22 protein-coding genes are annotated in these 24,493 nt (G+C 48.3%); 3 read left to right on the forward strand and 19 right to left on the reverse strand.

Translation table 11 applies throughout. The features are described from left to right. Nucleotides 1-51 precede the first annotated feature (51 nt). The gene (locus tag G9U52_RS32820; RefSeq protein WP_166155683.1) at nucleotides 52-489 is read right to left on the reverse strand and encodes a GNAT family N-acetyltransferase; all 438 of its coding nucleotides are present in this window, start codon (nucleotides 487-489) and stop codon (nucleotides 52-54) included. Nucleotides 490-823: 334 nt separating this feature from the next. Between G9U52_RS32820 and fliD the strand changes: the two genes are divergently transcribed. Next, nucleotides 824-2,107 (forward strand): flagellar filament capping protein FliD, encoded by a 1,284-nt coding sequence (gene fliD / locus G9U52_RS32825; protein ID WP_166155686.1) that lies wholly within the window; start codon nucleotides 824-826, stop codon nucleotides 2,105-2,107. Between the two features lie 62 nt (nucleotides 2,108-2,169). On the opposite strand, the gene G9U52_RS32830 is transcribed toward fliD, so the two are convergent. The 12 genes from G9U52_RS32830 to G9U52_RS32885 form a co-directional block, all read right to left on the reverse strand. Beyond that, a complete protein-coding gene (locus G9U52_RS32830; protein WP_166155689.1) occupies nucleotides 2,170-2,505 on the reverse strand; it encodes a hypothetical protein in 336 nt (111 codons plus the stop codon). A gap of 130 nt (nucleotides 2,506-2,635) precedes the next feature. Then, nucleotides 2,636-5,266: a WG repeat-containing protein gene (locus G9U52_RS32835; protein WP_166155692.1), complete on the reverse strand. Its 2,631-nt coding sequence runs from the start codon at nucleotides 5,264-5,266 to the stop codon at nucleotides 2,636-2,638. Between the two features lie 451 nt (nucleotides 5,267-5,717). Next, on the reverse strand, nucleotides 5,718-6,362 hold the full coding sequence (locus tag G9U52_RS32840) for a response regulator (RefSeq protein ID WP_512699216.1): 645 nt from the start codon (nucleotides 6,360-6,362) through the stop codon (nucleotides 5,718-5,720). A 4-nt stretch (nucleotides 6,363-6,366) separates the two neighbouring features. Further along, on the reverse strand, nucleotides 6,367-7,434 hold the full coding sequence (locus G9U52_RS32845; protein WP_166155698.1) for a sensor histidine kinase: 1,068 nt from the start codon (nucleotides 7,432-7,434) through the stop codon (nucleotides 6,367-6,369). A 54-nt stretch (nucleotides 7,435-7,488) separates the two neighbouring features. Continuing rightward, nucleotides 7,489-8,193 carry a cell wall-active antibiotics response protein LiaF gene (gene liaF / locus G9U52_RS32850; protein ID WP_243767698.1) on the reverse strand — a complete coding sequence of 235 codons (705 nt, stop codon included), beginning with the start codon at nucleotides 8,191-8,193 and terminating at the stop codon, nucleotides 7,489-7,491. 188 nt (nucleotides 8,194-8,381) lie between these two features. Further along, entirely contained in the window at nucleotides 8,382-9,083 is a 702-nt protein-coding gene (locus G9U52_RS32855; protein WP_166155701.1) for a PspA/IM30 family protein, read from the reverse strand. Between the two features lie 3 nt (nucleotides 9,084-9,086). After that, a complete protein-coding gene (locus tag G9U52_RS32860; protein ID WP_166155704.1) occupies nucleotides 9,087-9,641 on the reverse strand; it encodes a PspC domain-containing protein in 555 nt (184 codons plus the stop codon). Continuing rightward, nucleotides 9,638-10,327, reverse strand: a complete 690-nt coding sequence (locus G9U52_RS32865; RefSeq protein WP_166155707.1) for a PspA/IM30 family protein — start codon at nucleotides 10,325-10,327, stop codon at nucleotides 9,638-9,640. Before G9U52_RS32865 ends, G9U52_RS32860 begins: the two co-directional genes overlap by 4 nt. Before the next feature lie 50 nt (nucleotides 10,328-10,377). Then, nucleotides 10,378-10,677: a LiaF transmembrane domain-containing protein gene (locus tag G9U52_RS32870; RefSeq protein WP_166155710.1), complete on the reverse strand. Its 300-nt coding sequence runs from the start codon at nucleotides 10,675-10,677 to the stop codon at nucleotides 10,378-10,380. Nucleotides 10,678-11,068: 391 nt separating this feature from the next. Continuing rightward, nucleotides 11,069-12,367 carry a GNAT family N-acetyltransferase gene (locus G9U52_RS32875; RefSeq protein ID WP_166155713.1) on the reverse strand — a complete coding sequence of 433 codons (1,299 nt, stop codon included), beginning with the start codon at nucleotides 12,365-12,367 and terminating at the stop codon, nucleotides 11,069-11,071. 216 nt (nucleotides 12,368-12,583) lie between these two features. Beyond that, nucleotides 12,584-13,795, reverse strand: a complete 1,212-nt coding sequence (locus tag G9U52_RS32880; protein ID WP_166155716.1) for an anti-sigma factor — start codon at nucleotides 13,793-13,795, stop codon at nucleotides 12,584-12,586. Further along, nucleotides 13,788-14,369 carry an RNA polymerase sigma factor gene (locus G9U52_RS32885; RefSeq protein ID WP_166155719.1) on the reverse strand — a complete coding sequence of 194 codons (582 nt, stop codon included), beginning with the start codon at nucleotides 14,367-14,369 and terminating at the stop codon, nucleotides 13,788-13,790. Before G9U52_RS32885 ends, G9U52_RS32880 begins: the two co-directional genes overlap by 8 nt. Nucleotides 14,370-14,941: 572 nt before the next feature. Here G9U52_RS32885 and G9U52_RS32890 point away from each other — a divergent pair. After that, the gene (locus tag G9U52_RS32890; RefSeq protein ID WP_243767699.1) at nucleotides 14,942-15,961 is read left to right on the forward strand and encodes a C40 family peptidase; all 1,020 of its coding nucleotides are present in this window, start codon (nucleotides 14,942-14,944) and stop codon (nucleotides 15,959-15,961) included. A 114-nt stretch (nucleotides 15,962-16,075) separates the two neighbouring features. Here the strand turns inward: G9U52_RS32890 and helD are convergent, their stop codons facing one another. The 4 genes from helD to mobA form a co-directional block, all read right to left on the reverse strand. Further along, the gene (gene helD / locus G9U52_RS32895; protein WP_166155725.1) at nucleotides 16,076-18,445 is read right to left on the reverse strand and encodes an RNA polymerase recycling motor HelD; all 2,370 of its coding nucleotides are present in this window, start codon (nucleotides 18,443-18,445) and stop codon (nucleotides 16,076-16,078) included. Nucleotides 18,446-18,987: 542 nt separating this feature from the next. Next, the gene (locus G9U52_RS32900; protein ID WP_166155728.1) at nucleotides 18,988-20,244 is read right to left on the reverse strand and encodes a molybdopterin molybdotransferase MoeA; all 1,257 of its coding nucleotides are present in this window, start codon (nucleotides 20,242-20,244) and stop codon (nucleotides 18,988-18,990) included. Between the two features lie 8 nt (nucleotides 20,245-20,252). Next, on the reverse strand, nucleotides 20,253-21,257 hold the full coding sequence (gene moaA, locus G9U52_RS32905) for a GTP 3',8-cyclase MoaA (RefSeq protein WP_166155731.1): 1,005 nt from the start codon (nucleotides 21,255-21,257) through the stop codon (nucleotides 20,253-20,255). Nucleotides 21,258-21,419: 162 nt separating this feature from the next. After that, nucleotides 21,420-22,046 carry a molybdenum cofactor guanylyltransferase gene (mobA, locus tag G9U52_RS32910; protein ID WP_166155734.1) on the reverse strand — a complete coding sequence of 209 codons (627 nt, stop codon included), beginning with the start codon at nucleotides 22,044-22,046 and terminating at the stop codon, nucleotides 21,420-21,422. A gap of 173 nt (nucleotides 22,047-22,219) precedes the next feature. Here mobA and G9U52_RS41115 point away from each other — a divergent pair, with 173 nt between their 5' ends. Then, nucleotides 22,220-22,348, forward strand: coding sequence for a hypothetical protein (locus tag G9U52_RS41115; protein ID WP_279538787.1), 129 nt, complete (start codon nucleotides 22,220-22,222; stop codon nucleotides 22,346-22,348). Here G9U52_RS41115 and G9U52_RS32915 read toward each other — a convergent pair. Continuing rightward, nucleotides 22,345-22,989, reverse strand: coding sequence for an MOSC domain-containing protein (locus G9U52_RS32915; protein ID WP_166155737.1), 645 nt, complete (start codon nucleotides 22,987-22,989; stop codon nucleotides 22,345-22,347). The two genes, G9U52_RS41115 and G9U52_RS32915, sit on opposite strands and share 4 nt — an antisense overlap. 168 nt (nucleotides 22,990-23,157) lie before the next feature. Beyond that, nucleotides 23,158-24,486 (reverse strand): molybdopterin-dependent oxidoreductase, encoded by a 1,329-nt coding sequence (locus G9U52_RS32920; protein ID WP_166155740.1) that lies wholly within the window; start codon nucleotides 24,484-24,486, stop codon nucleotides 23,158-23,160. Nucleotides 24,487-24,493: the final 7 nt, after the last annotated feature.

Consider the following 24,493-nt stretch of genomic DNA (forward strand, 5'->3'; position numbering starts at 1 on the left):
ACATTTTTTTATAGAAGCTATTTTTCGCGAATTTCCATAACGATTCCGACCTTATAAATGCTTTTTAAGCATATAACAGCGAATTTCTTTATCATAGTGGACAGGCTCATACCGTTTGGACGCGTAAAAACGCTGGGCGTGTGTATTGGTGTCATCCACCCACAAATAGATTTCATTTCTGCCGTACAACTGAGCAGTACGCTCGGCATGCTTAAGCAGCCTGCTGCCAAGTCCTTTGCCCTGGTATTTCGAATGTATAGCAAGCATATCGATATACATGGTATTTTTCATATGCCTAATAGCAATGAATCCGCCTACCTCCCGCCCACTATTTAGATGGACGAATACCTCACAACTACGAAGTCGCTTACGGATGGCTTTTAGATCCACTTTTAAATTAGGCTGGGTTACTCTCGCATAAGGAAGCAGCAGCTTCTGCACCAATTCCAGGATAGCTTTATCGTGCTCAAGTAACCTTTTGCGGATCAAAGCGCATCACCCCCATAGATAAATATGTTTTATCATATGAAAGAAGGTTCGCATTTGTTATTATTTATTATTTCAAATATTTTTTGCCAACAAAGGCCATCAATAGCACACTAATCACAATAACTACGATAATGACCGCGATTTGAAAACTATCCATAGCTGCAACCCCTTATTAAAATTTACAATTACCTGTTTCAATATTCATTTTTAAAGTTAATGTTAATCATATAGAATAGTTGATAGTGGAATGTACTGTCAACAGCCATTTTACGAAACTCTGTCCATTCATGTATAATTAACATATAAATATTCTAGATTGCGAGGTGTACGGGCTATGATTGCAAAAGTTTCCGAGGTAACCCGAGTCTATCGTACCAATGAAATATGGCGTGAAGATGACCAACATTGGCAGCAAGGGGGTTGGCAGGAGCGTCCCCTAGTATCCTCTAAGGAATCTGCTGAGCTTGTTTTTCAACGTTATGCATTTGGGCATCATGCCCGTATCGCTGCAACCGCATTAGCCGAGGTGTTAACCGTTGCCGGCCAACTGAAGCAAGCAGGAGAAGCTTTGTTAAGCCCTAGCTCTTCTTTGGACCAACGGACTGTTGAGAGCAGCAATCCAAATGCGATTATAGGTACCGCCAACCAACATTCATCCATTAATAGCTACTACATACAGGCTGACCAACTGGCCAAACCACAAATCAATAAAGGGAATAGCCTTGCTTCTAATCAAGCTACCCCCATTGCGTCAGGCTCCAACCAGATGAAATTGACGATGAATGGGCGTACCACCTCATTCTCAGTGTACATACTTCCCGTAGAAAATAACTACCAGGTACTGCAAAAAATACGAGGAGCCATTAGTCAAACTAAAGCAGCTCTAAATGTTGAGTTGCTTGGAGACAGCTCTAATGAATCCAGCTACCTTCAAATAAGCAGCCGCCATACAGGAGCAGAGCAAGCCTTCTCCATCCAAGATATATATGGAAATGCAGCCGCAACAACCGGGATTAACAACGTCGTCTTGCAGGCTCAGGATGCAAGGTACCATATCGACGGAAGCTCATCCATTCAATCTGCAGCCAATGACATATATTTGGATAACGAAAGTGTAGTCCTAACCTTACTGGATATAGCAGAAAAGCCTGTAGCCGTGGACATTCGTCCCAATATGGCCGGAATTAAAAGTCAAGTTCAGGCATTGGTCAACCGTTATAATTCTCTTCACTTGATGCTTACCCAATCAGTGGGGCTTCTCTCTAGCGAAGCCAGCCAAGTGGTTATGGGCAAGCTTAGCTCACTTCCATTGGAGCAAATTGGGATTCAATTGAATTCCGATGGTTCTCTGAGGATGGATACATTTGTCCTAGAAGAGCAAGCCCAGTTCAACTTTGCGGCGCTGGAGCTAAGCTTACGGGGATTCGGTGGACTTGCAGCGGCTTTAAATGTGGCAGCCAACAAGCTTCTTGACCCGCCATCCTACGAATTACTTGACCAGGGTCAAACCTTATTCCAATCGTTCAACAATTATCAATTTAGCGAATGGGATGACCAACCTGTTAATACCTATCTACCTGTTCCGCTTTCAGGAATACTGATGAATGACTATATTTAAAAAGATGGCTATCATCGGCTTCACAAACAAAGGCGCTGGATCCTAACCGATCAGCGCCTTTATTATTTGTTTATAGGTTGGTGGGAGCCACCGCTGGCTAATGCCCTTTTCTGGCTCTCCTTTTTCTGGCTCTCCTTTTTCTTGCTTTCCAATGAATACAGGAGAGCCGCTTGCTTCACCTCTGCCTGGCGAGCGGCATCCTCCATACAGAACCATGCCTCATTCTCATATAATTGAAGCAAAATTTGTTGGGCGGCTACCATGGCCTGTTCTTCATTCCTTAGCATAAACCAAGTGATTTGGTAGCAGGAGCTTTCGTATTCCCGAAGGAGCTTGGTTTTATCATGGATCGTCAAGCTCTTAGGGGTATCCGCCACCCCTCCTACAACCATAGCCATCACACAATCCCCTGCTTCCCCAAATAGTAAAAATCATGCCACCCTATATAGACGATGCAAAGTGCTATTTGCACTCACATTTCAAAAAAAAATCCCCCACTTGGATCAGTAGGGTTAGCGGGTCACCTTGTTATCCAATTGGCTGAAAGGCTCTCCAAAATTCGCCGTTGACAGCAATTATATTCATAATGCTTGAGAAGGGAATCGTGAATGTGGGAAAGCCTGCGACATAAGGGGCAATTTCGTAGGGTTCAAAATATAGGTGCAAGGCATCGCCTGTTACGTAAAAAGGCTGATCTGCTTTGATCCCTTTGTAGGTGTCTGGAAATACATAATCATATTGCGGGTCTTCTTTAATCTGCTCAGCTACAATTGCGCTCAATACCTGTACATAATTACTGCCAGACTTAAATAAATCGCTTAATCCATAGCTATGGCCATTGACCAAATTAGTCGTCGTGTACAACCTAGTCGGCATCCCATGGGCAGCACCAAAAGGAAAATGATAGCCCTCCAGCTTAAGCTCCAATAGATTTTTCTGGAAAAAGGCAACCTCATAATCGCCCGTGTAGCTGTAATCAAGCTGAACGTCGTTGGGCACGTTTTTCACTTGGGATAGCACCATCAGCCTCTCATTCACCTGCTGCTCGGCTGCCGGGTCATTCATGCCCTCCACCTGCGGATAATAGACCAAATAATCTTTATTTGGTTTATATTTATGCTCCTTAACACGGAAAGGAGGCCTTAGGGGTATAACTGTATTAGTCCGCCAGACGACATGGCCCGAGCGATCCAGATAAGATAACCGCTGGTCGACATTCGCTTGAATGAGCTCATTCATAATAGCTAAAGTGCCGCTGCCCTCCAAACGAGGATAACCCGTTGCAGCCTTTCCCGTAAGGTCGATGAAGAAGGTTTGGCTGCCGTTAGTTACGGATGCCAGCCCTTGCTTATAATCAGAGACATCCTGATATTGGAAATCTGTCAGCAGCTTGCCATTGATATCAGCAATTGCATAGTTCGAACCGATAAAAGGCTGCTTGGGATCAATCGCCTTGCCTAAGGCCACTCTCTGCTCCCCTAAAGGGCGAACTACATCGTAAATAGGCTTGATCAGGAAATTCGCATCCCGGTCGACCAGCCCATACAATGAGCCATAATCCTCAGCCATATTCACGACCGCCGCTCCGTCCTCAAAGGCAAACGCCATTGTATACTGCGGTGAAATAATGATCTTGCCCCGCTCATTGATATAGCCGTATTTGCCAGATGCCTCCTTTTGAAATGGTAAAAGCCCGTTTCCAAGAGCACCCACGAACGCATAGGGATACATCGTTATCCGTTTTCCATCCGGTCTGATCAAGGCAAATTCCTTTGCCTTCAGCTGGACAACTGCCTTACCGTCTCGAAAGTCACCTGCCTGTAAATATTTGGCCGGAATAGCCTCCTTGCCGCTGAGGTCCAGATAGCCGTAAAGCTCGCTTCCCGTTTGGCTTCCACCTGCCGCTTGTGCTTTTGTGAAAGCAGCCCTTCCATTGCTGTAAGGCGCAATATAGCTATAAGGCTTGCCCGTAAGGACACGCCCTTTCTGGTCAATCACCTTAAAGCCTTGCTTATCAATGACAACCGCACGCCCTTCACTGAAGGGGCTGATCGAATCATAGATAGGCGGCACTACATATTTACCCGTGGCATCAATAATGCCATTTAGCCCATTGGCTTGCACAACCGCGAAGCCGCTCTCTTGGAAATCATTCGCGTATTCAAATTGCGGCCCAATCAGCCAATCGCCTTTACTGTCGATAAATCCCCATTTGGTACCTGTTATCGTTTTGAGGTGCGCGGGGAATAGCCCCCCTGCACGCAGTTCAGGCATCCTCCTCTGCGCCAGCTGAAGCTGGATTAGCTGCTGCAAATGTTGCAAAGCATCCTTGGACGGATAAGGCTGCTGCAAGCTAAGAGCCACCTCCAGCGAAGCTGCAGCGGCTTGTGGAAGGCCAGCCTTGTATTGTGCATCCGCCAAATAATACCAATAAAAGGCGTAATCGGGATGCTGGCGTGTTAAAGTCTCATAATAATGGGCTACCTTGCGAAAATAATAGGGGTACACATCCAGGGCCGGGACGAACTCCGATATGCCTTTCGCTCGTTCCCACCTAAGTACCTCCACTTGGTAGGCTTCTCCCGTATCATGGATCCACAGCGCAATTTCAGCAATTCCATCTTGGCCTGTGTGATCTGTGCTTGGCATGTCTTCGATTTCCCTATAGCCGTAATTCATATCAGCTGGAGCGATATCCTTCATCCCTTGCGGCGTCCATTCATAAACGGATAGCTTCGACCAGATCGCCCCAGCCTGCCAGCCTACAATAAGGTTGCTGCGACCACGCGCTGTAATTGGCGCGGCTGACAGCAAGCTGATCCCGTAGCCTGGGCCCTTGAGATGGGCAATCGGCTGCCAGCTATTTCCATAATAACCCAGTACCAGCACATGGCTCTCGCCATTGATGCGGTACGCGGCTGCTATTTCGGGCTGACCATCACCGGTGAGGTCAGCTTGGAGGATCGCTGCTTGCGGCGATGCAGCGATTGGCCACTGCGCGGCGGTGGAGGCGCTGGCCCAGGGCGCAGCGGCGGGGGCGCCGGCCAGGCCGCCAGTCGGCTCAGCGGCAGGCGCGCTAAGCATCAGCAGTTCCGCGCTTGGGGGCAAGTTTGCACGAACGAGTTGGATAAGAACAAGCTCTGTTTCATTTTTTATCATCTCAGCACCTCATAGGGTTAGTCGCCTATAGCATATGGGGTAAATGCTGGATAGGTGCCTATTTTGTCTGAGCTTTCAGAGCCTTAACAAGCAGTGCCTTAGACAGTGAGGGATGATAGTCTTAAACTGGAAATCCTCAAGCTAATGATTCGATAAATCATGGGGTTATATTTCCAGCTCATTCCTTGTTGCTCCTTTTTATACGGGGCATACGGGCATGTGGAAATAGAGAGTATACGTGTTATATGGGGTATGTGGAGTAACAAGGTACATGTGGGGACATGGACTGACATGGACATAGGGCATATATAATCTGGCAAAGCGATACACCGACTTCCACGGACAAATACAGCAAACAGATGCTTCTAGACCGATTGCCGTAGCTATCCAGTTGATCGTCAATCAATGTTCGTGGCGTAATGGAGTCGGTGGCGTATCTTTTAAAAAAACCTCATTCAGCAAGCCCGTTCTTAAAGGCATAAATCGCCGCCTGTGTCCGATCCTCGACACCGAGCTTCGCCAATATATTCGTGACGTGGAATTTAACCGTTTTGATCCCGATGAATAGCTCGTCGGCCACGTCCTGATTGGAGTGCCCCGAAGCAATTAGGCGCAGTACTTCCATTTCGCGCTCGGTCAATTCATCATGCGCCGGAGCCACGGGCTTCGGCTGGCGGAAACGGTTCATGATCTTTGAGGCCACCTGGGACTCAAGAACCGACTGCCCTTTTACGGCTGAACGAATTGCTTGGGCCACCTCTGATGCACGTGAGGTTTTTAGTAAATAGCTGAACGCACCCGCTTCGATTACCGGATACATCTTCTCATCGTCGAGGAAGCTTGTTAAGACGACGACCTTGCAATCGGGATACAGCTTAAGCAGCTGCTTCGTTGTTTCAATTCCGTCCATTCCCTCCATCACGAGATCCATCAGCACAACATCAGGTTTGTACTCCTGCGCAAGGCGAATGCCTTCTGCACCGTTGCTTGCTTCGCCAACTACCTCAATGCCATCCTCCGTGCTAAGGACAGCGGCAAGACCAATCCGCACCATCTCATGATCATCCACCAACAGCACCTTAATCGCTATTTCCAACTCATCATTCTCCACTATCATCCACTCCTTCCGCTATAATCGGTACCCGGATATCAATCCGTGTCCCCTTACCTGGAGCCGTGATCAAATTCAAGGAGCCACCGATTTCATTAACGCGCTCCTTCATCGTCATAATGCCGTAGGAAGCATGCTTCTTCACATCGAGGTCAAAGCCGATTCCGTTATCACGAATAAGCAGCCGAATGCTTTCCGCCGAGGTTTGCGTAAGGCGAACCTCCAGCCTTGTCGCTTTGGAATGTCGCAGCGCGTTCGACATGGCTTCCTGGACGATCCGGAACAGGTGATTCTCAATGCCCTGCGGCAGCTGGATGTCGTCTGTGAGCTCTCCAACAATTTCCATCGGCACCTTGTCTGCCAGCTCCTGCAGCAGCTCGACCAAGCCCTCTGCAAGCCGCTTGCCCTCCAGATGGACGGGACGCAGATGCAGCAGCAGCGCCCGCATTTCCGATTGGGCGACGGAGGCCATCTCTTCGATCAGGTAGATCTGCCGCTGCGCCTTATCGAAGTCTTTATCCAGTGTACGCCCAACCGCGGTTGCCGTCATCGAGATGGCGAACAGCTGCTGGCTGACCGCGTCGTGAAGCTCTCTTGCCAAACGCTGCCGCTCCTCCACAATCGCCGAATATTTGGCTTTTTGCGCAAGCTGGGCGTTATCGTTGGAAAGCCGTTGAAGCGAGCTTACCTGCTCTTCCCATTTTTTCGTAATCTCATTCAGCTGTTCACCCAGCCGCCCAATCTCGTCCTCACCAAGCGGTGGAACCGTGCGGGTCAGGTTTCCCTTTTCCAAGGCCAGCATGACCTCGCCCAATTGCTCCAAACGCGATTTGATCCTGCTGCTATACCAAATGCCGAATACGCCTCCAATAGCGGCAACGATAAGGATTAGCATTAAGCTGAACTGGATCCCTTCACTCCATGACGAAAATCCTTTTATGTATCCATAGTGGCTTAGAAAATACACAATAACCCCAAACAAAACAAGGCTAAGCCCAATCGACTCGCCCATGCTTCGCCACATCATATTGGTAAGCCGTTTATTGTGCCTTTCCATAAACCTTGCCTCCCTGCCTTCATGCCAATGCCAATGCTACCTGCCGGTGTTCATCTAAACAATTTTAATATCGATATCGGCAATAATATAGGAAATCAGCAGCTTAACCTGCGTATCAGCCGTTTCAAAATTAGGTGTTTGCCACTCTGTTTTATTTAAAATGCCCGATTCCTTATTCGGTCCAATCGTCGCCTCCCCGAATATTACCGACGAGGTCACAGACAGCCCCATATCCTCAGGCACGATAATATCCAAATCCGCGATTACGCCTTGCAGTACAAGTGTCACTTGTTTTTCCTCAGGAATGGCATAGGTCAAATCAATTTTCAATTCCCCAACTACATTCCAAATCGAGCTGTTCCGCAGCACCCAAGGCTCCTTACCCCAACGCACGCTTTCGATCAAGCTTTTCTTCACGTAGCTTTCCGCCCGATGCAATTGCTTGGAACGTATATAGAAAAACCCTAATGAAATTAGAACTATCGCTAGCATCAGCGAGAAATTGCCCCCTAATAAAATAACGAGCCCTATCCCCATTAAAATATAGCCTTTGCGAGGAGAAGACTTTCTAACCTTATGAATACCTATAAAAATCAGCACGATAGCAAGCACAGTGAAAAAGCCCCAATGGTTGTTGGATAACAGGAATATTCCGACGCCGATCAATACTAGCGCTACATTGCGGTCATTACGGTTCCCTTTGCGATCCTTGCCTGCTCCATCCTCGTTTCCCATCCAACTGCGGTTAAACTTCCCCATTATGCTGCCTCCTTTCTTATGCCGATTCTTAGAAGCTACTCTGCTAATGATACAACGAACTTTCAGAAGCGTAAAAGCCATAGCGGCCACGAAACGGCCCTATGGCTTTATGCCTTACTTAGCATATCATAATTTACGAACAACCGAATACTAATTTTTAGACAGTATTCGGTTGGTTAGAGAAGCAATTATTGGGATTTCTCCGAACCCAGCTTTTCTTTTAATAGCTGAAGCTGGTCATCAACCTTCTTTTGCTTCGCTGCATCAACGCTGCTTGAAGGCGTGTAGCTGCCATTTGTGGAATAAGCACCGCTGACATAAGGCTTACGAGCGATTTCTGCCTCTACCTCCAGCGTAACGATCTTGTCTTCCATCCGGCGGAAGCCTTTAGCTGCCTGGCCACCTTCGATTACGTTATGCGCCGAAACTTGAGCCATTTGATGCTGTGCTCTTGCCAATTGTGCACGAGACACCAGCTCGCTGCGCTTGTTGCGCATTTGGTAAAAGGCATCCTTCATCTCATGCAGCTGTTGAACCAGCTCTGCCGCTTGGGCTTTGGATTGCTCATGGAGGTCTGCATATTCGGTAATTTTGCCTTCATAATAAAGCTTTTGCTCCAAGGCTTGGCGTGCCGCCAATTCCTGGCCGTTTTTCAAAGCATCCTTGGCCTGCTCTTCACGTTGAGAGGTTAAGCGAACCGCTTCCTCGTAGCGCTCTTTGAGCTTGCGTTCATTGGCGATTTGGCGGGCAACCGTTACCTCGGCTTGAGCGATTTCCTCTTCCATATCCCGCAAATATTGATTCAACATAATGATCGGATCTTCCACTTTGTCCAACAGCTCATGCAGCGATGCTTTCGTCATATCTTTAATTCTAGTAAATACTCCCATGGTTTACACGTCCCCTTTAGTTTGTTGGTTTTTTTCGTATTGCGCTACTTTGGCACGAAGCTCTTCGATTTCTTTCCACATAGCCTTCTTCTCAATGTCTTTCATCATTTCATCCAGGTTATCGCCTGCATTGCTTTGGCTATTGCCTTGGGAATGACCTTGCGTATTTTGATATTCAGCTTCATGTTGACGACGGTCATTGCGGTTATGCTTGCGGAAGCCACAGCCATGTTTTTTGCCATTCCATCCATTGCCCCATTGCTGCTGTTGTCCCCACTGTGGTCCAGTTGCTTGGCCATTCCAGTTCGTTGCGCCAGCAGCGGCGCCATCAAATCCATATCCCGGACCATAAGGTCCGTACGGGCCATGGTTACGAGGCTCTTTGGGAATAACTAGTACGGCCAGGAAGTACAACGGTATAATCACTCCACCGGAAAAGAAAGCTGTTATGACCAGTAATAAACGAATCCAAGTCGAATCTATTCCGAATGTATCTGACAAACCGCCGCACAGGCCAGTTATATAACGGTCCGAGCGTGAACGATAAAGTTTAGTCATGATCGCATCCAGCCTTCCTCTTGTAGTTTAACTTTCAGCTTAGCGAGCTCTTGGTCAAGCGCCTGCGATGCAGCGGTGCCTACAGCCTGCAATACTTCGCGTCCATGTGACCTAACTTCACGAAGTGCTCGTGCTGTCGACTCCATGTCGGAGATCCGCTCATCCAGCCGCTCGAACATCCGCGGCTGTTCGGAGCCAATACCTCCACCCATGCCCCGCAGCCGCTCATTCATTCGCTGCTGCAATCTAATGCTTTCTAGCCTTGCCATGTAATAGCTGCGTTTGGAAGCCACTTCATCAAAGTCCGCTTTCAGCTGCTGCATTTGACTCTCAAGCTCTACGATACCGAGCTTGCTTTGGTCGTACAGCGCCTTGTATTGAATGCTGCGTTCCTCTTGCTGCAGCTTCTCTTGAAGCGCGATGCGGGCGACTTCGTCCTCGCCTGCCTTTAAAGCAATGAGCGCCTGCTGTTCACGGCGTTCCATCAGCTGTGCAGCTGTCATATACTGCTGCCTCAGCCCCGCAGCGTGGGATAAACATTGCTGCAGCAAGCGTTCGGATTCACGAATCTGCTCTGCCTGCGAGTTTAAATACTTATCGATCAGGCGAACCGGATCTTCTGAGTTTTCTAGCATTTCATTGAATTTAGCGACTGTAATATCTCTGAAGCGTTTGCCTAGACTCATGCTCTTTACCACCTTCTTGTTTAGAATTGTTGAGAACGACGATTAATGAATTAATAGGCACGTGATTTTCTTCGTAAGCTGGATATGCCGCAAACGATCAACCCGATGGCGACTAGAATAGCAATCAAACCCGACAGCTTCACTATGAGCACCAGAGACCCAATGGCAATCAATATCAAGCCGATAATCGTACGGTCGTTTTTAATGCCTAACCAACCTAGGCCAATCATCGCTACCGGGAACAAGTAACCTATCAGATGTCCGGTATGCATACCCATTTTGTTCAAAAGTATTAACGATCCTACTGCAATCAGCAGCAAAGCCAAACCGCTATTTCGATTCAATCTCATTTATGTATTCACCGCCTTTCGTTATGATGTCTCTTGCTTATGTACTTATTCTAGACGATTGAAGACCTTTTCAAAACGGACCTGCGGCGGTTACCCTTACTAGACCAAAGTCGGGGGAGGTGTTAGACCTCAGGCGGCCAGGTTGGAATTAGTGTTTATTCAAGCACGATAAAACCGGATGCATGTGTAGCAGCTGCGGCTATCGTGAAAAGTGCTGTATTCCAACAGAACTGAATAGTTAATAAACCAAAAAGTCATACGTTAATTATTTTCATGCAAACCAACTAAAATAAGGAACCTCCATCTATATGGGGGTTCCTTTTTCACAAGATTTAAGGTTGCATCTATCGCCAAAGAGTTTTCAGGCAATCCAAACTTTCGCCACACACACTCAAAAATAGTCAGCCAAGTAAGTCTGCTGCTGCGGCAGCAACGCTTCCAAGCTTTGTACAGCCTCGTCCGATCCCTGCAGACGGTTAATCCGCTGCAAAAAGCTCGGCTGCTGGTAGCCCATAAATATCGCAGCCAGCGTCGAGATATCGCAGGACAATCCCGTTGCACCTGCCGATCCGATAGAGCCCCCACCTTCAGCCTCTGCACCTGACACAATTGAGCTTCCTTCTGGCAGCTTCTCAACACTTGCCGCGCCGGTTGCATCAATCTTCACGACAAAGCTGCCATTATTCCATTCGGCATGGGCATCCTTGATCTTCAGCACTAGTTCGCGAGTTCCAGCAGCAGTCTCATTAACCGCTCCAGCTCTTGCGCCCCCACCAGCCCCCGCCTGTACGACCCTACCTGCATTCGCGGCAAACGGAAACTGCTCCAGGAAGCCTGCGACATCAACAATACGTGCCATAAAATAAGGCACGAGCTCCTGCTTGATTCGCGGATTATCCAGCAGAAACGGCAAACGGTCATCCGCAGGAGCCTGCAGCGTAACTTTCTCGATCATCGAATCATGATCGGCTATAAAGCGCCATAACGCTTTCTCCGCTTCATAATGTAAGGCGACAAGCTCATGAATCTTGCAGACCCGATCCTTGACCTCATATTGTACATAGCCGCTTGCCACTCCGTTATCATCGTAATAAGCAACGATATCCCCTTTGCGGTTCTCAAATATGCGCCGTTGCCACCATTGCTCGTTGCGGTCCAACGTTCCATTGTATCGTGTAGCATAGCTGCGATATATGGGGTTCAGTAATTCCATATCGTGATTAACTCGTACCATCCGGCCCGGTGGTGCAGGAAGCTTCGGCAACAGTGCAGTTGGAATTTCATATTTGATATAATCACAATACGTTTCCCAGCCAAATTTGCGGTAAAAGCCAAATTGAAAAGGATGCAGGAAGGACAACGTCTGCCCTTGGTCCTTCATCACCTGTAAGCTATGATGCAATAAACCGGCAACCAAGCCGCCGCGGCGGTATTCTGGCCATGTAGCAACCCCGGCTATTCCACCCATATTGAAGCGTTTACCATGCAGCCATATATGTAAGTCCAGCAGCGTCAAACGGGCCGCCAGCTTGCCATCCACATAAGCACCCCAGCCTTCCTGTTCACTCATTCGGGCTAACCGTTCCTCACGCTGCTGTGGAGTCAGCTCCATCTGAAAAGCGAAGGCAGATAAAGCGACACTATCTAAAAAATGCTCCTTGCGGATATGGCGAATATCCAATGAACTCATTCAAATTTCCCTCCAAATTAACGAATAAACGAACGGGTTATACGCTATCAACGAATTATACGCTTTCCCTTTGTGGGCTTACAAAAGCACCAGGCCGGCTCTCCAGCAGGTACGTATGCATCCACTCCATGTACAAGCAGTGAATGCATGCGTGTCTGCCTTAAGCCTTAACCCGGCGTCTTTCTGTAGCCTGTCTTCTTATTATACTTGCTTCGCTCAGCTCTTTAAACCACCAGCCAAAACAATCGTTCCGCGTGGCTGCACTCCGTTAGCATCCGGCTCCAATGTTATGGCTACCGTATCATAATCCTTCGGTTCAAAGGTAAAATAGATCGCACCTTTACCATTCTGGGAAGCGAAGGTTCCAGCACTAACAGGCTGATTATCTTTAATTAACCAGACTTGAAAGGCTTCCTGCTGCTTAACTTGCGGCAAATCCTCTGCCTGTACGATCAAGTGTGTCCCTTTATTATCGATCATGACGGAAGCCAGACCTTTGGAAATAAAGGTTTCCGCTGCGGGACTCAATGTGACAATTTTATTGACCTGCGCACCCTCAGCTGGTTTAATAGCAACAGCCAGCTTTTCCTTGGTCGCCCCAAGCTCGGTTTGCAGTCCATTTAATGCACCATTAGCAGCAACCAACTCTGTCTGGATGCCATGCATCGCATCTTTAAGCATGTATGTATAAAGCCCAAGTGCAATTACAGCCGCTGACAATCCCAAGCTGATCAGCTTCCAATACCGGGCTTTACGGTCTATCTTCTCCGGTTTGGACATCCGCCGCCCAAGAGCAGGCATCGCTTCAGTTTCTACATGTACCCTCTGTTCCGGCTTGATTCTAGCTGAGCGCCATCCACTTCCACCTTCCACACCAGCCGTCTGGTCTGGCTGCAGCACATTGCCATCCGTAGCAGTCGTTTGTTCTCTGTCCGTATACACGGTTTCAGCTGGTTTCACTGCTGGTCTCGCCATTTCTGCTGCCTTCCATGGTTCCGGCGGCCTTGTTATCTCTAACGCCTTTGGCATGTCTGTTGTACTCAACGCATCGATGTTTTTCATGTTTTCTACTTCCTGCCGTGTCGGAATCTCCGTTATCTCTGGCGCTTCCGCTTCTTTCGTTAGCTCAATCCCAGGTGCTGTGTCCACGACCTTCAGTTTCCCCGCCGCTCCTAAAGATTTTACATTATCAACCGCTTTGCCTAATACGCGCCCAAGCACCCGTTCGCGCATACCTTGAGGCACTTCTACTGGCTCCGACGCCTCCGGCAACAAATCCACAATGACTTGCAGCTCAATTAATTGTTCACGGCAAGTGGCGCAAGTTGTCAAATGCTCCCGAAACTCGGCAGCTTCCTCTTTAGACAAACCGTTCAAAGCATAAAGCTCTACAAGCTCGCACATCATATCTGTATGTTGGTTAATCATTGCTGAACTCCCTCCTTTCCCCGTCAGATAGACGCCGCTGAAGCTGCTTCATCGCCAACCGAACACGGATTTTTACCGTTCCCAAAGGGATAGCATGCATGTCCGATACTTCCTGGTGCGTATATCCTTGATAATATATCCATTCCACTACTTTCTTCTGGTCATCGCTTAAATCATCGAGAGCCGCCTTAACCTGCTCCCCAACCCATTTCTTTTCAACAGCCACCTCTGTATTCATCCGTTCATCCGCAACAAATTGCAGTTGATCGAGCTCTGCCATAGACTGCGGTGTCCGGCTTCTTTTCTTTCTCAATAAATCAATAGTAATATTGCGGGTTAACGTAAACATCCAGCTCGTCAGCTTGCCTTGTGCACCATCGAAGCGCTCGGCTGTATTCCAAATTCTCAGGAATAGTTCCTGAATAATTTCCTCAGACATCATAGCATCTCTTACCATACGATAGGCAAAAGAATAGACGGGCTTTTCGTATCGGTCATAAAGCTTGGTCAAAGCATCTTCGTCTCTTGCCTCAATAAGCTTCATCAGCTCTTGATCGGGCATTGAATCATTCATGAAGAATCTCCTTTCAATGATTCTCCTCTTATCTATTTATTCGCAAATAAGCTCGCTCTGGATGTATCCCCCAAAATATTTATCAAACATCAGCGCTAGCAAGCCAAAAATAAGCGATTGTATAAGGGGAGATCGTCATTAATGCAATTATAACCTACAATGAAGCCTTCCTTGCCCACTAACAAACCCTTATCTTTTTATTGTAACAAACAGATGTTCGCAATTCAATTTTGTCTAGCCCAAAGAACTATTTTCACTCCTGAAATAATTAATGGTCTATTAAAGTGGTTGTTTTTACCCATTAAAAAAACCTAATAAAAAGGAAAAATATGCTTTTGTTCTCTTCCCATAAATTCATCAGGCAAAATACCTATTTTTTCTAAACTCTTCTTGGGATCTGTCATTTTTTACAACTTAAATTCCCATAATTAGCTATGTTATCATGTGTAAAAGAGATAGATGTTGAAAATAATGGATGGCCGGCCGGCAACCTCTATGTTTCATGCTATCACCCTTGCTACTTGCTCCAACATCATCGATAGCCTAATAACTATCTAATGGAGGTTCCATTCATGCCAACAAAGCTGATTTTCCTAATCGTTGCATTCGCCATCTCTCTTTCTTTATTACCCATGCAAGCTACTGTTGTCAGCGCTGCCGAAATTAAAGTTAATAGCCAGGCTACCTTTGAACCTAATGCTATTATCCTCAGCTCGGTTTCATTCCGGACTCAGCCATCAACCGACTCGCCACGGATTCGCTACTTGGTCAAAGGCGAAAGGGTCGCAGTGTTTGAAAGGGTCAACAGCTATTGGTATAAGGTTACAGATAGCTCCAAAGTCGTCGGATACGTTAGCACGGGATCACAATATATCGATACAACCTACGTTGAAGAGGAAAATCAGCTGGAAGCAGACTTTCCTTCACCTCCCAATGCAACAGCCGTCAGCTCCGTTTCGTTTCGCAAAGGACCAGACACCAATTCAACCCGGATCCGTTATTTGAAGAAAGGGGAGCAGGTGCTAATCCTCAACAAAACAAACCAATATTGGTACAACATCCAGGACCAGAACGGTGTTATCGGCTACGTCAGTACCAGCAGCTCCTACCTGACAACGTCGTATATCGAGCCCTACAAACAGCTAAGCCGGGCAGTCGCCGCGCAAAAAGTAATTGATGCCGGAAGCCGCTACCTGGGTGTTCCCTACGAATTCGCCTCCAGCCGCAATGATACCTCTACCTTCGACTGCTCTGATTTTGTTCGCCAAGCGTTCTTGGATGGGATCAAGCAACAGCTGCCTGGTGATTCAAGAAACCAAGCGGTTCTTGTCAAATCCATAGGCACGACCAGCAGTAATTGGCAGCAACTGAAGAAAGGAGACCTTGTATTCTTCATGGCTTACAAAGGTTATACACCTGCAAGCTATGCTAGTGTGAATAAGGCGACCGAAACCGTGACCCATGTTGGCATTTATCTGGGTGATGGAAGGATGCTGCACACTTATTCACAAGCCTCCGGAGGCGTACGGATCGATACGATTGCCGGCTCACAGTGGGAGCTTCGTTTCCTGTTCGGCGGCTCCACCTACTAGACTAAACATGTGCCAATAGGGCAACTGCCTCAGGTTCGGGGCATTCCTCCCCACTTGGGCATACCAAAAACCTCCATTCCCCTTAACAGGGGTGGAGGTTTTACCTATTTCACTTTATACGTTCACTTGTAGTTGCAGTAAATCGAAGCTATCCCCCGCCTGCGAGGTAATAAAGGGGCTTGGCTGTCCAAGCGAATAAATATGCAGTAAATGCATCGCCCGTGTACATGCCGTATAAAAGAGCTTGCGTTCATTTTCCCGCCGGTACCTCTCAGCCGAACCGTCATAAATAAGCACAGCGTCAAATTCGACGCCTTTGGCCAAGTAAGAAGGAATAATCTGCACACCCTTTTCAAAAGACGACGTTTGCTTCGTCACCAGCAGCAGCGGCAGCCGATGCTGCAACGCGGCATAAACGTCTGCGCTTTCGTTCGCCGTTTTGCAAATAACGGCGATGGAATCATAGTTTTCCGCTATAAGCGTTTGCAGATCGGCAACGATGCCATCGTGCAACCCTTCGCGATCCTCAGCCACCACCACCTGCGGCTTCTCGCCGCTTCGGTTAAACGGCATGATCTCTTCGCCGCCAGCGACCATCCCCCTCGTGAACTCCACGATTTCACGGGTTGAACGGTAGCTGCGCATTAGGCGAATCAGCTCAGTTTCCTCCACACCATACAGCTTGGCGATCGGGTCATTCTCTCCGAGTGCCGAAGCATGGGCATAAATGCCTTGGTTCACGTCGCCAAGTGCCGTCATACGGCAGCGGGGAAACAGGCGTTTGAGAAAATGAAGCTGGAACGGCGAATAGTCCTGCGCTTCATCGATAATGACATGGCGAATGGAGGTATTGGTCTGAAAGCCCTGCACCAGCTCCATTAAATAAAGGAAGGGCGTAGCGTCCTCATAAGCAAGCTCGGACTGCTCCAGCCGACCCGTCGTCTGTTTGCTAATTTCATCCCAATATTCGGGTAGCGCTTGTTCCCCGCCAGCCAAGCTGGCGAATAGCCCTTCCTTCTCGAACAGCTGCCGGTACAATGCACGTATCCCTATAAAGCGGAGCTGCTTGATCCGCCTGCGCATCGGCTTAAGCTTCTCATGCACAACCATCCGTGCTAGGTATTCCTTCTCCACGTCGGCATCGTCAAACGTGATCGATTCATCCTTGTGGACTCGCTGCTGCTCCTTAAAGGCACGCCGATAATCATCCGCATCCAGCAGCTCAATCTCGTCATCGACCCAAGGCATACTGCGTTCTGCCTTCTCAAAAGCAATAACCTCTTTGATCAGCCAATCCCGCAACAGTACAACCCGGTTAGCCAAACGAACCGAAGACTTGTAGGAATAAAATTGCTGCCTGATCTTCCGTGCAGATACGACCTCTCGCCCCTTAAAACGAATCGATAAAAAAATCATGCCCTGCTGCTCCAGCCATAGCTTATAGGCATCCATAACCGCCAAAAAGCTCGTGGATGATTTGTAACGAATTCCGGTAGTTCTGGCTACATAGGCTTCATCCTCGGGCGCGCTTAATACATATTCAATCTGGATGAAAGGATCCTCCAGCTGAAATTCACGGCCCAAGCGGCTCTCCAAATATTGCTGGAATGTCGTTTGCTGCATATTTTCTTCCCCAAGCTCAGGCAGCACCGTCGATACATAGCTATTAAACATCGGATTGGGAGAAAATAAAAGCATCTGGTCCGCTTGCAAAGTTTCCCGGTTTTTATACAACAGGTAAGCTACACGCTGTAGAGCCGAGGAGGTTTTACCGCTGCCTGCTGCCCCTTGGACAATTAGCATGCGGCTGCGGTCATTGCGGATAATTTGATTTTGCTCCTTCTGAATCGTCGCCACAATACTTTTCATCTGCGCATCCGAGCTGCGGCTGAGCACCTGCTGAAGAAGCTCATCACCAATCGTCACCCCAGTATCAAACATCAGGCTGACGCGCCCGTCACGAATCACATACTGCCTCTTAAGCGAGATCTCACCCTTAATTTCGCCGCTGGGTGTATCATAGGCCGCTGGCCCCGGCGGGTAATCATAATAGAGACTGGATACGGGAGCACGCCAATCATAGACCAAAAAGGTTTGGTCATCCTCATCCATGAAAGAAGCGATCCCCAAATAAATCGCCGCCTTGTCTTGGGTTCCCTCTTCTTCGAAATCAATTCTGCCAAAATAAGGAGATTTGACCATCCGAGCCAGCTTCTTAAGCGACGAGTACGCAAGCCTGTGGCTTCGTTCCCGCTCCGATAACATCTCCACCTGCTGCTTCAGGCTCGTATAGGTCTCCCCCATATCATCCGCGGTTCCCATGTATACCTTAACGTCGTCCCAAAAATGGGTTCGGATATCGACAACCTCGGATTTAACATCGCCGACCTCCAAAGAAAGCTGGTGGATTTGTTGATCCATTTTACCAACTACTCCATCCACACGCCGCTGTTCTTCATGCCATTGCTGATCGGTTATGTCCATTCAAGCCGCCCTCTTTCAAATATATGAATAAAGTATGAATATTTAAATAAACTATTGACAAATCGATCTGTTAAGTGGTATATTTATATTGATTTTATTTACATATGTATTATTTTAGATCCATTTCTTATTTTAACAGATATTGCTTCCAAAATCAATAAGGAAGCCTTTTTGCTGTCATTGCGGTAGTTCTTTCTTTTCTACATAAATAAAAGGCTGCGCTTTCCTAATGGGATAGCGTAGCCTTTTTTAAGTGTAAACCACTCGGGTCGGGCTGCTGGGTCGGGCTGCTGTCCAATCAGCATTATTCTCCCCTGCACATGGTTGAGTATGCCTTCTGAAAAGGGGATTTCGAATGAGCGCTGTTGGTAGATTGTACACCAGCACAGGTGTAATTCTTGCATGATTTATCTTGCTTGTAATTGTATCCCGTACTTTCATCCAAGGAATATATGAGCTATATCAAAAAGCCCCAGTCAAGCGATTACTGCTTGACTGGGGCTTTTTTGTGAGTTTTCCAACACGCTGATCCTAGGCGCAATTTACAAGCTGCAAATCGGCTCATTAAGCAGCAGCACTCGAACTAAATCGTCACGAGCGGCGCCCTTGCCACCTGCGGGTATGTATATCAGGCAATCTGCATCCTTGATCGAGGTCATGATGCTGGATTTGTCCTTGCCTGCCGGGTTTACATATACTTTGCCGTCCTGCATTTTCAACGTCCCTCTTACATACCTCGGGTAGGCAGAGCCTTTTGAATAGTCGGTTTGCAGGTAGGCTTTCGTTTCCGCATGTAGCTTTTCAGTTTGCCCCATAATTCCTTTTATGTAGGGTCGCACCAGCAATTCAAACCCCACGAAACTCGCTCCCGGGTTACCGGACAAAGCAAATAGCAGCTTCCCTCTCCAATAACCAACAGAGGTAGGGCTTCCGGGGCGCATCGCGATTTTGTTGAATAGCAGCTCGCCATCCCAGCGCTCGAATAAATCGACCAGCACATCCTTGTCGCCAACCGATACACCGCCAGTCGTCACAACCAAATCAACTTGCTCCAGCACCTGGAGCAAGGCTCGTTCCACCTCTGCCGGGTCATCCGGTAATACGGGCATGATGACCGGCTCCCCGCCTGCCTCAATCACCTGGGCAGCCAGCATATAGCTGTTGCTGTTGCGGATTTTGCCAGGTGCAAGTGGGCTATCCACCTCCAGCAGCTCGGAACCTGTAGAAAAGATCGCGACGCGCGGCTTGCGAAATACACTTACCCGAGCAAAGCCGAAGGTCGCCAGTACCGCTGCTTCACCGGAACGAATCGTTCGGCCTGGCAGCATGAGGATATCTCCTGGCTCTACTTCCTCTCCGATCGGCGTTATATTGTCGCCCACAGCCATTTGTTTACGAATATGTACTTGATGGTCTGGAAGCACTTCGGTCATTTCAATCATAATAACCGAATCTGCCCCATCAGGGACGACTGCACCTGTCATAATTCTTGCCGCTTGGCCTTGCCCTACTTGCATTGAAGGTATGGAGCCGCAAGGGATCATTTCCGTTACATCCAACTTAATTTCCTGATCCGCTGATGCACCGTTCGTGCCTGATGCCTGCAGCGCATACCCATCAACCCCAGAGCGGCGAAAGTGCGGCACTGGATGGTTAGCCGTTACGGTCATCGCCAGACGTCGCCCGAAGCAGTCGGCTAAAGCGACATCCTCCGTCTTTTGCATATTTATGTAATGGAGGACCGCTTGCTGCGCTTCCTCCAATTGAACCAGCTTGCGCTGAAATCTAAACCTCGACACAGCTTTCGTTAGCCCCCGATCTGCGACATTCTACGTAATGTGGGACTATGGCTTTGCTGCTGATCCAGCAGCGCCTTGGCCATTTCATGGCTTTCCGGCTTCGCCTCCAGCGCCTTCAAGAACAATGCCGCAAGCGCTTGGTCATCCCCTATACGTGAACGCACATTAAACTCATCCGACCAATACAGGCAAGGCTTAATATTGCCATCAGCGGTTAACCGCAGCCGGTTACAGGTTTCACAGAAATGGTCACTGATCGGATGGATCAAGCCGAATGACCCCAATGCGCCTTGAATCCGAAAGTTTTGCGAAGGCCCGTTGCCGTAGACCTCTCCAGAAGGCTGCGCATCCCAGCCCATTTCTGCACAACGCTCCATAACTGTCGTTAACGGAACATACTTGCTCTTCCAATTGGAATCATCGTGTCCAATAGGCATATATTCAATAAACCGCACCTGCACATCTCGGGTCATAGTCATTTTCAAAAAATCGACAATCTCGTCTTCATTCAAGCCTTTCATAAGCACTACATTTAATTTTATCGGATAAAGACCCACTCGGTATGCCGCTTCAATCGCAGCAAGCACCCGTTGAATATCTCCTCCCCGCGTAATAAGCGAAAACCGGTCCGCGCGCAAGGAATCCAAGCTAATATTAATACGTGTCAGTCCTGCAGCACGCAATTTATCTGCCCTTTGAGCAAAATAAATGCCGTTAGTCGTCAACGCGATATCATCAATGCCGGGAATGGACGAGAGGCGCGCTATTAATTGCTCCAGATTTTTTCTGACGAGCGGCTCTCCGCCCGTAATGCGCAGCTTTCTTACACCTAAGCTTGCCATCACACGAACGACTTCATAAATTTCGTCAAAGCTTAGCATATTCTCCTCAGGCTCGAATTCCATCCCTTCCTCTGGCATGCAATAGACACAGCGAAGGTTGCAGCGATCTGTAACCGAAATACGCAAATAATCATGGATACGTCCGAAACGATCTTTTAAAATATCGGTCATGTTCATTCACCCCTTTTCCAATTAATATCCCTGATTTATGGGTTATAGGAATGTTTTGCGTTCATAAAGGTTTAGAAGTTTATAAAAATGGTTATGAAAATAGAATTATTTCTTACCCATTATCTCACATTCAACAGCAAAAAAGTAGCAATGTAAGTTTAGTTAACACTGGGAATTGTTCTTTAGCCCGGCCAAGTCGGACGGCTCATTAACATTGCCCACAAAATCCAAAGCAATCTGACGCTCCAAAAAAAAGCGTTCCTCAACTGCTATAGCATCCATCTGCTCAACCAGCTCCATGATCCGATAGCGCCCTTCGGCCAACTGCTGATCTATAGCCTGCAGGCAGCGCCGATGATAAATCGCATGCAAGGGCTGCAGCCTGCCGGCGATCAGCGGCAGAGCAAGATCATGGCCGCCGTGCCTTGCTCCGCTGCGCAGCTGCCCGAGGAGCACCTGGGCCGCTTCAGCGGAGGCATACGGCATATCGCATGCGACCACCCACAGTTCCTCGCTGTGGGTGACGGCTGCCATGGCTGCCTGCAGGCCAGCGAGCGGCCCTTTGCCTAGCTGCTTATCAGGCACAATGCGCATTTGTGCGTGGGGCCATGCGAGCTGCGCCTCGAACAGCTCAGGCTCATTGGCTACGATAATAATTTCGCTGCATAATTGGCTTAATTCGGCAAGCTGCCGTTCAATGAATAGCTGGCCGTCAAGCCGCAGCAGCGCCTTCATCTTCCCGCCCATACGGCGGTTTTGGCCGCCTGCTAGTATAGCTCCGGAGATCATCCTCCCTACCCTCCTTCTCCATGGGGGATCATCCTCCCTACCCTCCTTCTCCAAGGAGGGTTCCAAAGGGCTGTGCCCTCTGGACTCCCCTGTGGTATGGTGACTTTAGTGTTCTCGGGGCGCTTTCGTCCCTGCGGGACACGCTTTACTGTAGTGGCTGGCGAGCTGCCTGCATGGGAGTGAGAGAGGTGACCATGCAGGCGTGGAGCATTTCCCTAGCGGGACTTGCTCCGCGGCGGCGAGTTGGCGACCCTGTGGGCTGGGTGCACCGTTCCTTGCAGGATTCGCTCCGCAGAGATTAAAGGCTAGCTTGGTCTAAACGTTTTTGGAATGATTCTCGCCAGCTTTCGGCTAGCTCGTTGACGGTTAATAAATGGCGAATTGCTTCGGTATTGGATTTGTCGACATATTTTAAAAGATTCGTCTCAGCAACTGTAATTGCGAGCGGATGGTTAGTTTGTAAGCGGAACATTTGGCCGGAGGCGACCAAGCCCTCTTTTAACACGCGGAAGTAATAACCTGTATAGCCGGTTTCTTGCACCTGCAAGACAAGGTCGCTAACTTGATGCTTTAAAGCCAGCTTAAAGCAAGGCTGACGTGGCTGGCTGACCTGAACAATGGCGGTGCCTATTTCGTAAACATCACCAATATGAATGGTTGTTTCGGTTAGCCCGGCAATGGTGAAATTCTCACCAAACGCACCAAAAGGAAGCTTGCGCTGCAGCTTTTCCTCCCAGTAAGCATAGTGCTCTGCACAATAGGCACAAACTGCTTTATCCACTCCCCCATGATTGATTAAATCAGCCTGCCCATCGCCATCCAATTGAGTATGTGACAGGTATAGGGTTTGGTTGACAGGATTTTTAAAAATTCCCGTTTCCACCGGTCTCCCTTGATGGTTTACTGTAATCGGCTTACTAATATTGAGTGAAAGCAGCTGCATTTCCTTTTCCCTCCTACCTAACATTTGTTCGTCTAAATAGCATTAGATCCTTTACCTATTATATACAATTTAAATACCTCTTGAATAAAAATATTCGGGAAGCGTAAAATTCCACTAAGCTTTAGACCGCTCCTTTTTGTAACGACAAAAAAAGAGCCACGCTGTTCATCACAGCGTGCCCTTACCATTGACCCAAGCATCATTATCGTAACCACGAACCTCCCAATAGCCGATATGCTCTTTATCGATCAGCTCGATGGCTTGCAGCCATTTGACTGATTTGTACGCATACATTTTGGGAACCACCAGCCGCACCGGGCCACCCAATTTATCCGGGATCGGCTTGCCATCCATCAAGACAGCAACCATGACATCCTCCATCTTCACCTGCTCCAACGACAAACAATCCGTGTATACTTTGTCACCCGAATACATTTTGGCATAGCCTGCCGTGCTTTTCACACCAGCCATCTGCAGCATTTCGGAGAGCGGAATGCCCTCCCATGTCACTTGATACACCGACCAGCCCGTTACACAGTGAAAATCACTCACCTGAACCTTGCGCTTTAGCTGCATAAACTGCTCCCAATTCCAGGAAATCGGTTTATCAACCAATCCAGATATCGCAAACTGCCAGTTTTCGCTTGAAAAGCTGGGAATTTCCGTAACCGTATAAATGCGGAACTCCCCTTTGCCACCGCCACCAATCGGTGGATTCGAATCCGCTAGTGCGACCGGCGCTGGCAGCATACGATTGGCATCGGCTGCATAAATTTTGTCCAATTGGGTGCCGCCTGTATCCGATATTGTTTTCATCCAACGGTAAAAAGCAGGCCCAATCCCGAACACCAGCAGCAGCCCTACTAACGTCCTTAAAAAGGTTGCACGGGAAATCGGTGCACTTTTCAAAAATTCAACAAACCTTTGCGGGCTCATCTTGCCATCTGCCCCTGCTACCGCCCCCACATCTACTGCCGCTATGCCGCCAGCCATTCTTTTCTCCGCTTGCTGCAGCCTTGCTGCCTTTTGCTCGTCAGCCTTCATCGATTTCAGCCAACGGCTTCTCGATATGGAATGATAGAGGGCATAAGGAATCCCGACCCATGTGAACAGGTCATGCAGCACTAGAGAAGCATTCGCCCAAGCGGGAGGAAGGCTGCGAAATTGCCAGAGCACAAGCCCCGTTAAGCTCCACCCCACCAGCAAAAACACAACAATTCCTAAATTCCAGCGCTGCTTCATTTTATTTTTAAGCTGCTTCCAATGCTTCGGGATCAACGGCAGGTATAGAGCAATAAGAAGTACCGATGCAATTCCGAATACAATATGCGCCTGCTTCAGAAATACGCGAAACGCCCCGAGGTCTCCCCGAATCGAAGGGACATATAAAATAACACCCGTGAGAGCCAACAGCAAGACAATCCAAGCATTCCATTTATGGAGTCTTAAGAGCTTTTTCCCATATGGCTCCTTCAACCATTCCCTTACCCTATCCATACCAGCA

Source organism: Paenibacillus agricola, from assembly GCF_011440305.1.
GTDB classification, from domain to species: domain Bacteria; phylum Bacillota; class Bacilli; order Paenibacillales; family NBRC-103111; genus Paenibacillus_S; species Paenibacillus_S agricola.

Bases quoted from the DNA above. Each gene is read 5' to 3' on its own strand.
- liaF (WP_243767698.1), bottom strand. From the start codon at position 8,193: ATGGGGAAGTTTAACCGCAGTTGGATGGGAAACGAGGATGGAGCAGGC.
- G9U52_RS32845 (WP_166155698.1), bottom strand. From the start codon at position 7,434: ATGGAAAGGCACAATAAACGGCTTACCAATATGATGTGGCGAAGCATG.
- G9U52_RS32835 (WP_166155692.1), bottom strand. From the start codon at position 5,266: ATGATAAAAAATGAAACAGAGCTTGTTCTTATCCAACTCGTTCGTGCA.
- G9U52_RS32875 (WP_166155713.1), bottom strand. From the start codon at position 12,367: ATGAGTTCATTGGATATTCGCCATATCCGCAAGGAGCATTTTTTAGAT.
- G9U52_RS32890 (WP_243767699.1), top strand. From the start codon at position 14,942: ATGCCAACAAAGCTGATTTTCCTAATCGTTGCATTCGCCATCTCTCTT.
- G9U52_RS32920 (WP_166155740.1), bottom strand. From the start codon at position 24,486: ATGGATAGGGTAAGGGAATGGTTGAAGGAGCCATATGGGAAAAAGCTC.
- G9U52_RS32830 (WP_166155689.1), bottom strand. From the start codon at position 2,505: ATGGCTATGGTTGTAGGAGGGGTGGCGGATACCCCTAAGAGCTTGACG.
- G9U52_RS32880 (WP_166155716.1), bottom strand. From the start codon at position 13,795: ATGATTAACCAACATACAGATATGATGTGCGAGCTTGTAGAGCTTTAT.
- G9U52_RS32855 (WP_166155701.1), bottom strand. From the start codon at position 9,083: ATGGGAGTATTTACTAGAATTAAAGATATGACGAAAGCATCGCTGCAT.
- G9U52_RS32865 (WP_166155707.1), bottom strand. From the start codon at position 10,327: ATGAGTCTAGGCAAACGCTTCAGAGATATTACAGTCGCTAAATTCAAT.
- helD (WP_166155725.1), bottom strand. From the start codon at position 18,445: ATGGACATAACCGATCAGCAATGGCATGAAGAACAGCGGCGTGTGGAT.
- G9U52_RS32885 (WP_166155719.1), bottom strand. From the start codon at position 14,369: ATGAATGATTCAATGCCCGATCAAGAGCTGATGAAGCTTATTGAGGCA.
- G9U52_RS41115 (WP_279538787.1), top strand. From the start codon at position 22,220: ATGGGAGTGAGAGAGGTGACCATGCAGGCGTGGAGCATTTCCCTAGCG.
- fliD (WP_166155686.1), top strand. From the start codon at position 824: ATGATTGCAAAAGTTTCCGAGGTAACCCGAGTCTATCGTACCAATGAA.
- mobA (WP_166155734.1), bottom strand. From the start codon at position 22,046: ATGATCTCCGGAGCTATACTAGCAGGCGGCCAAAACCGCCGTATGGGC.
- G9U52_RS32870 (WP_166155710.1), bottom strand. From the start codon at position 10,677: ATGAGATTGAATCGAAATAGCGGTTTGGCTTTGCTGCTGATTGCAGTA.
- G9U52_RS32915 (WP_166155737.1), bottom strand. From the start codon at position 22,989: ATGCAGCTGCTTTCACTCAATATTAGTAAGCCGATTACAGTAAACCAT.
- G9U52_RS32860 (WP_166155704.1), bottom strand. From the start codon at position 9,641: ATGACTAAACTTTATCGTTCACGCTCGGACCGTTATATAACTGGCCTG.
- moaA (WP_166155731.1), bottom strand. From the start codon at position 21,257: ATGACCGATATTTTAAAAGATCGTTTCGGACGTATCCATGATTATTTG.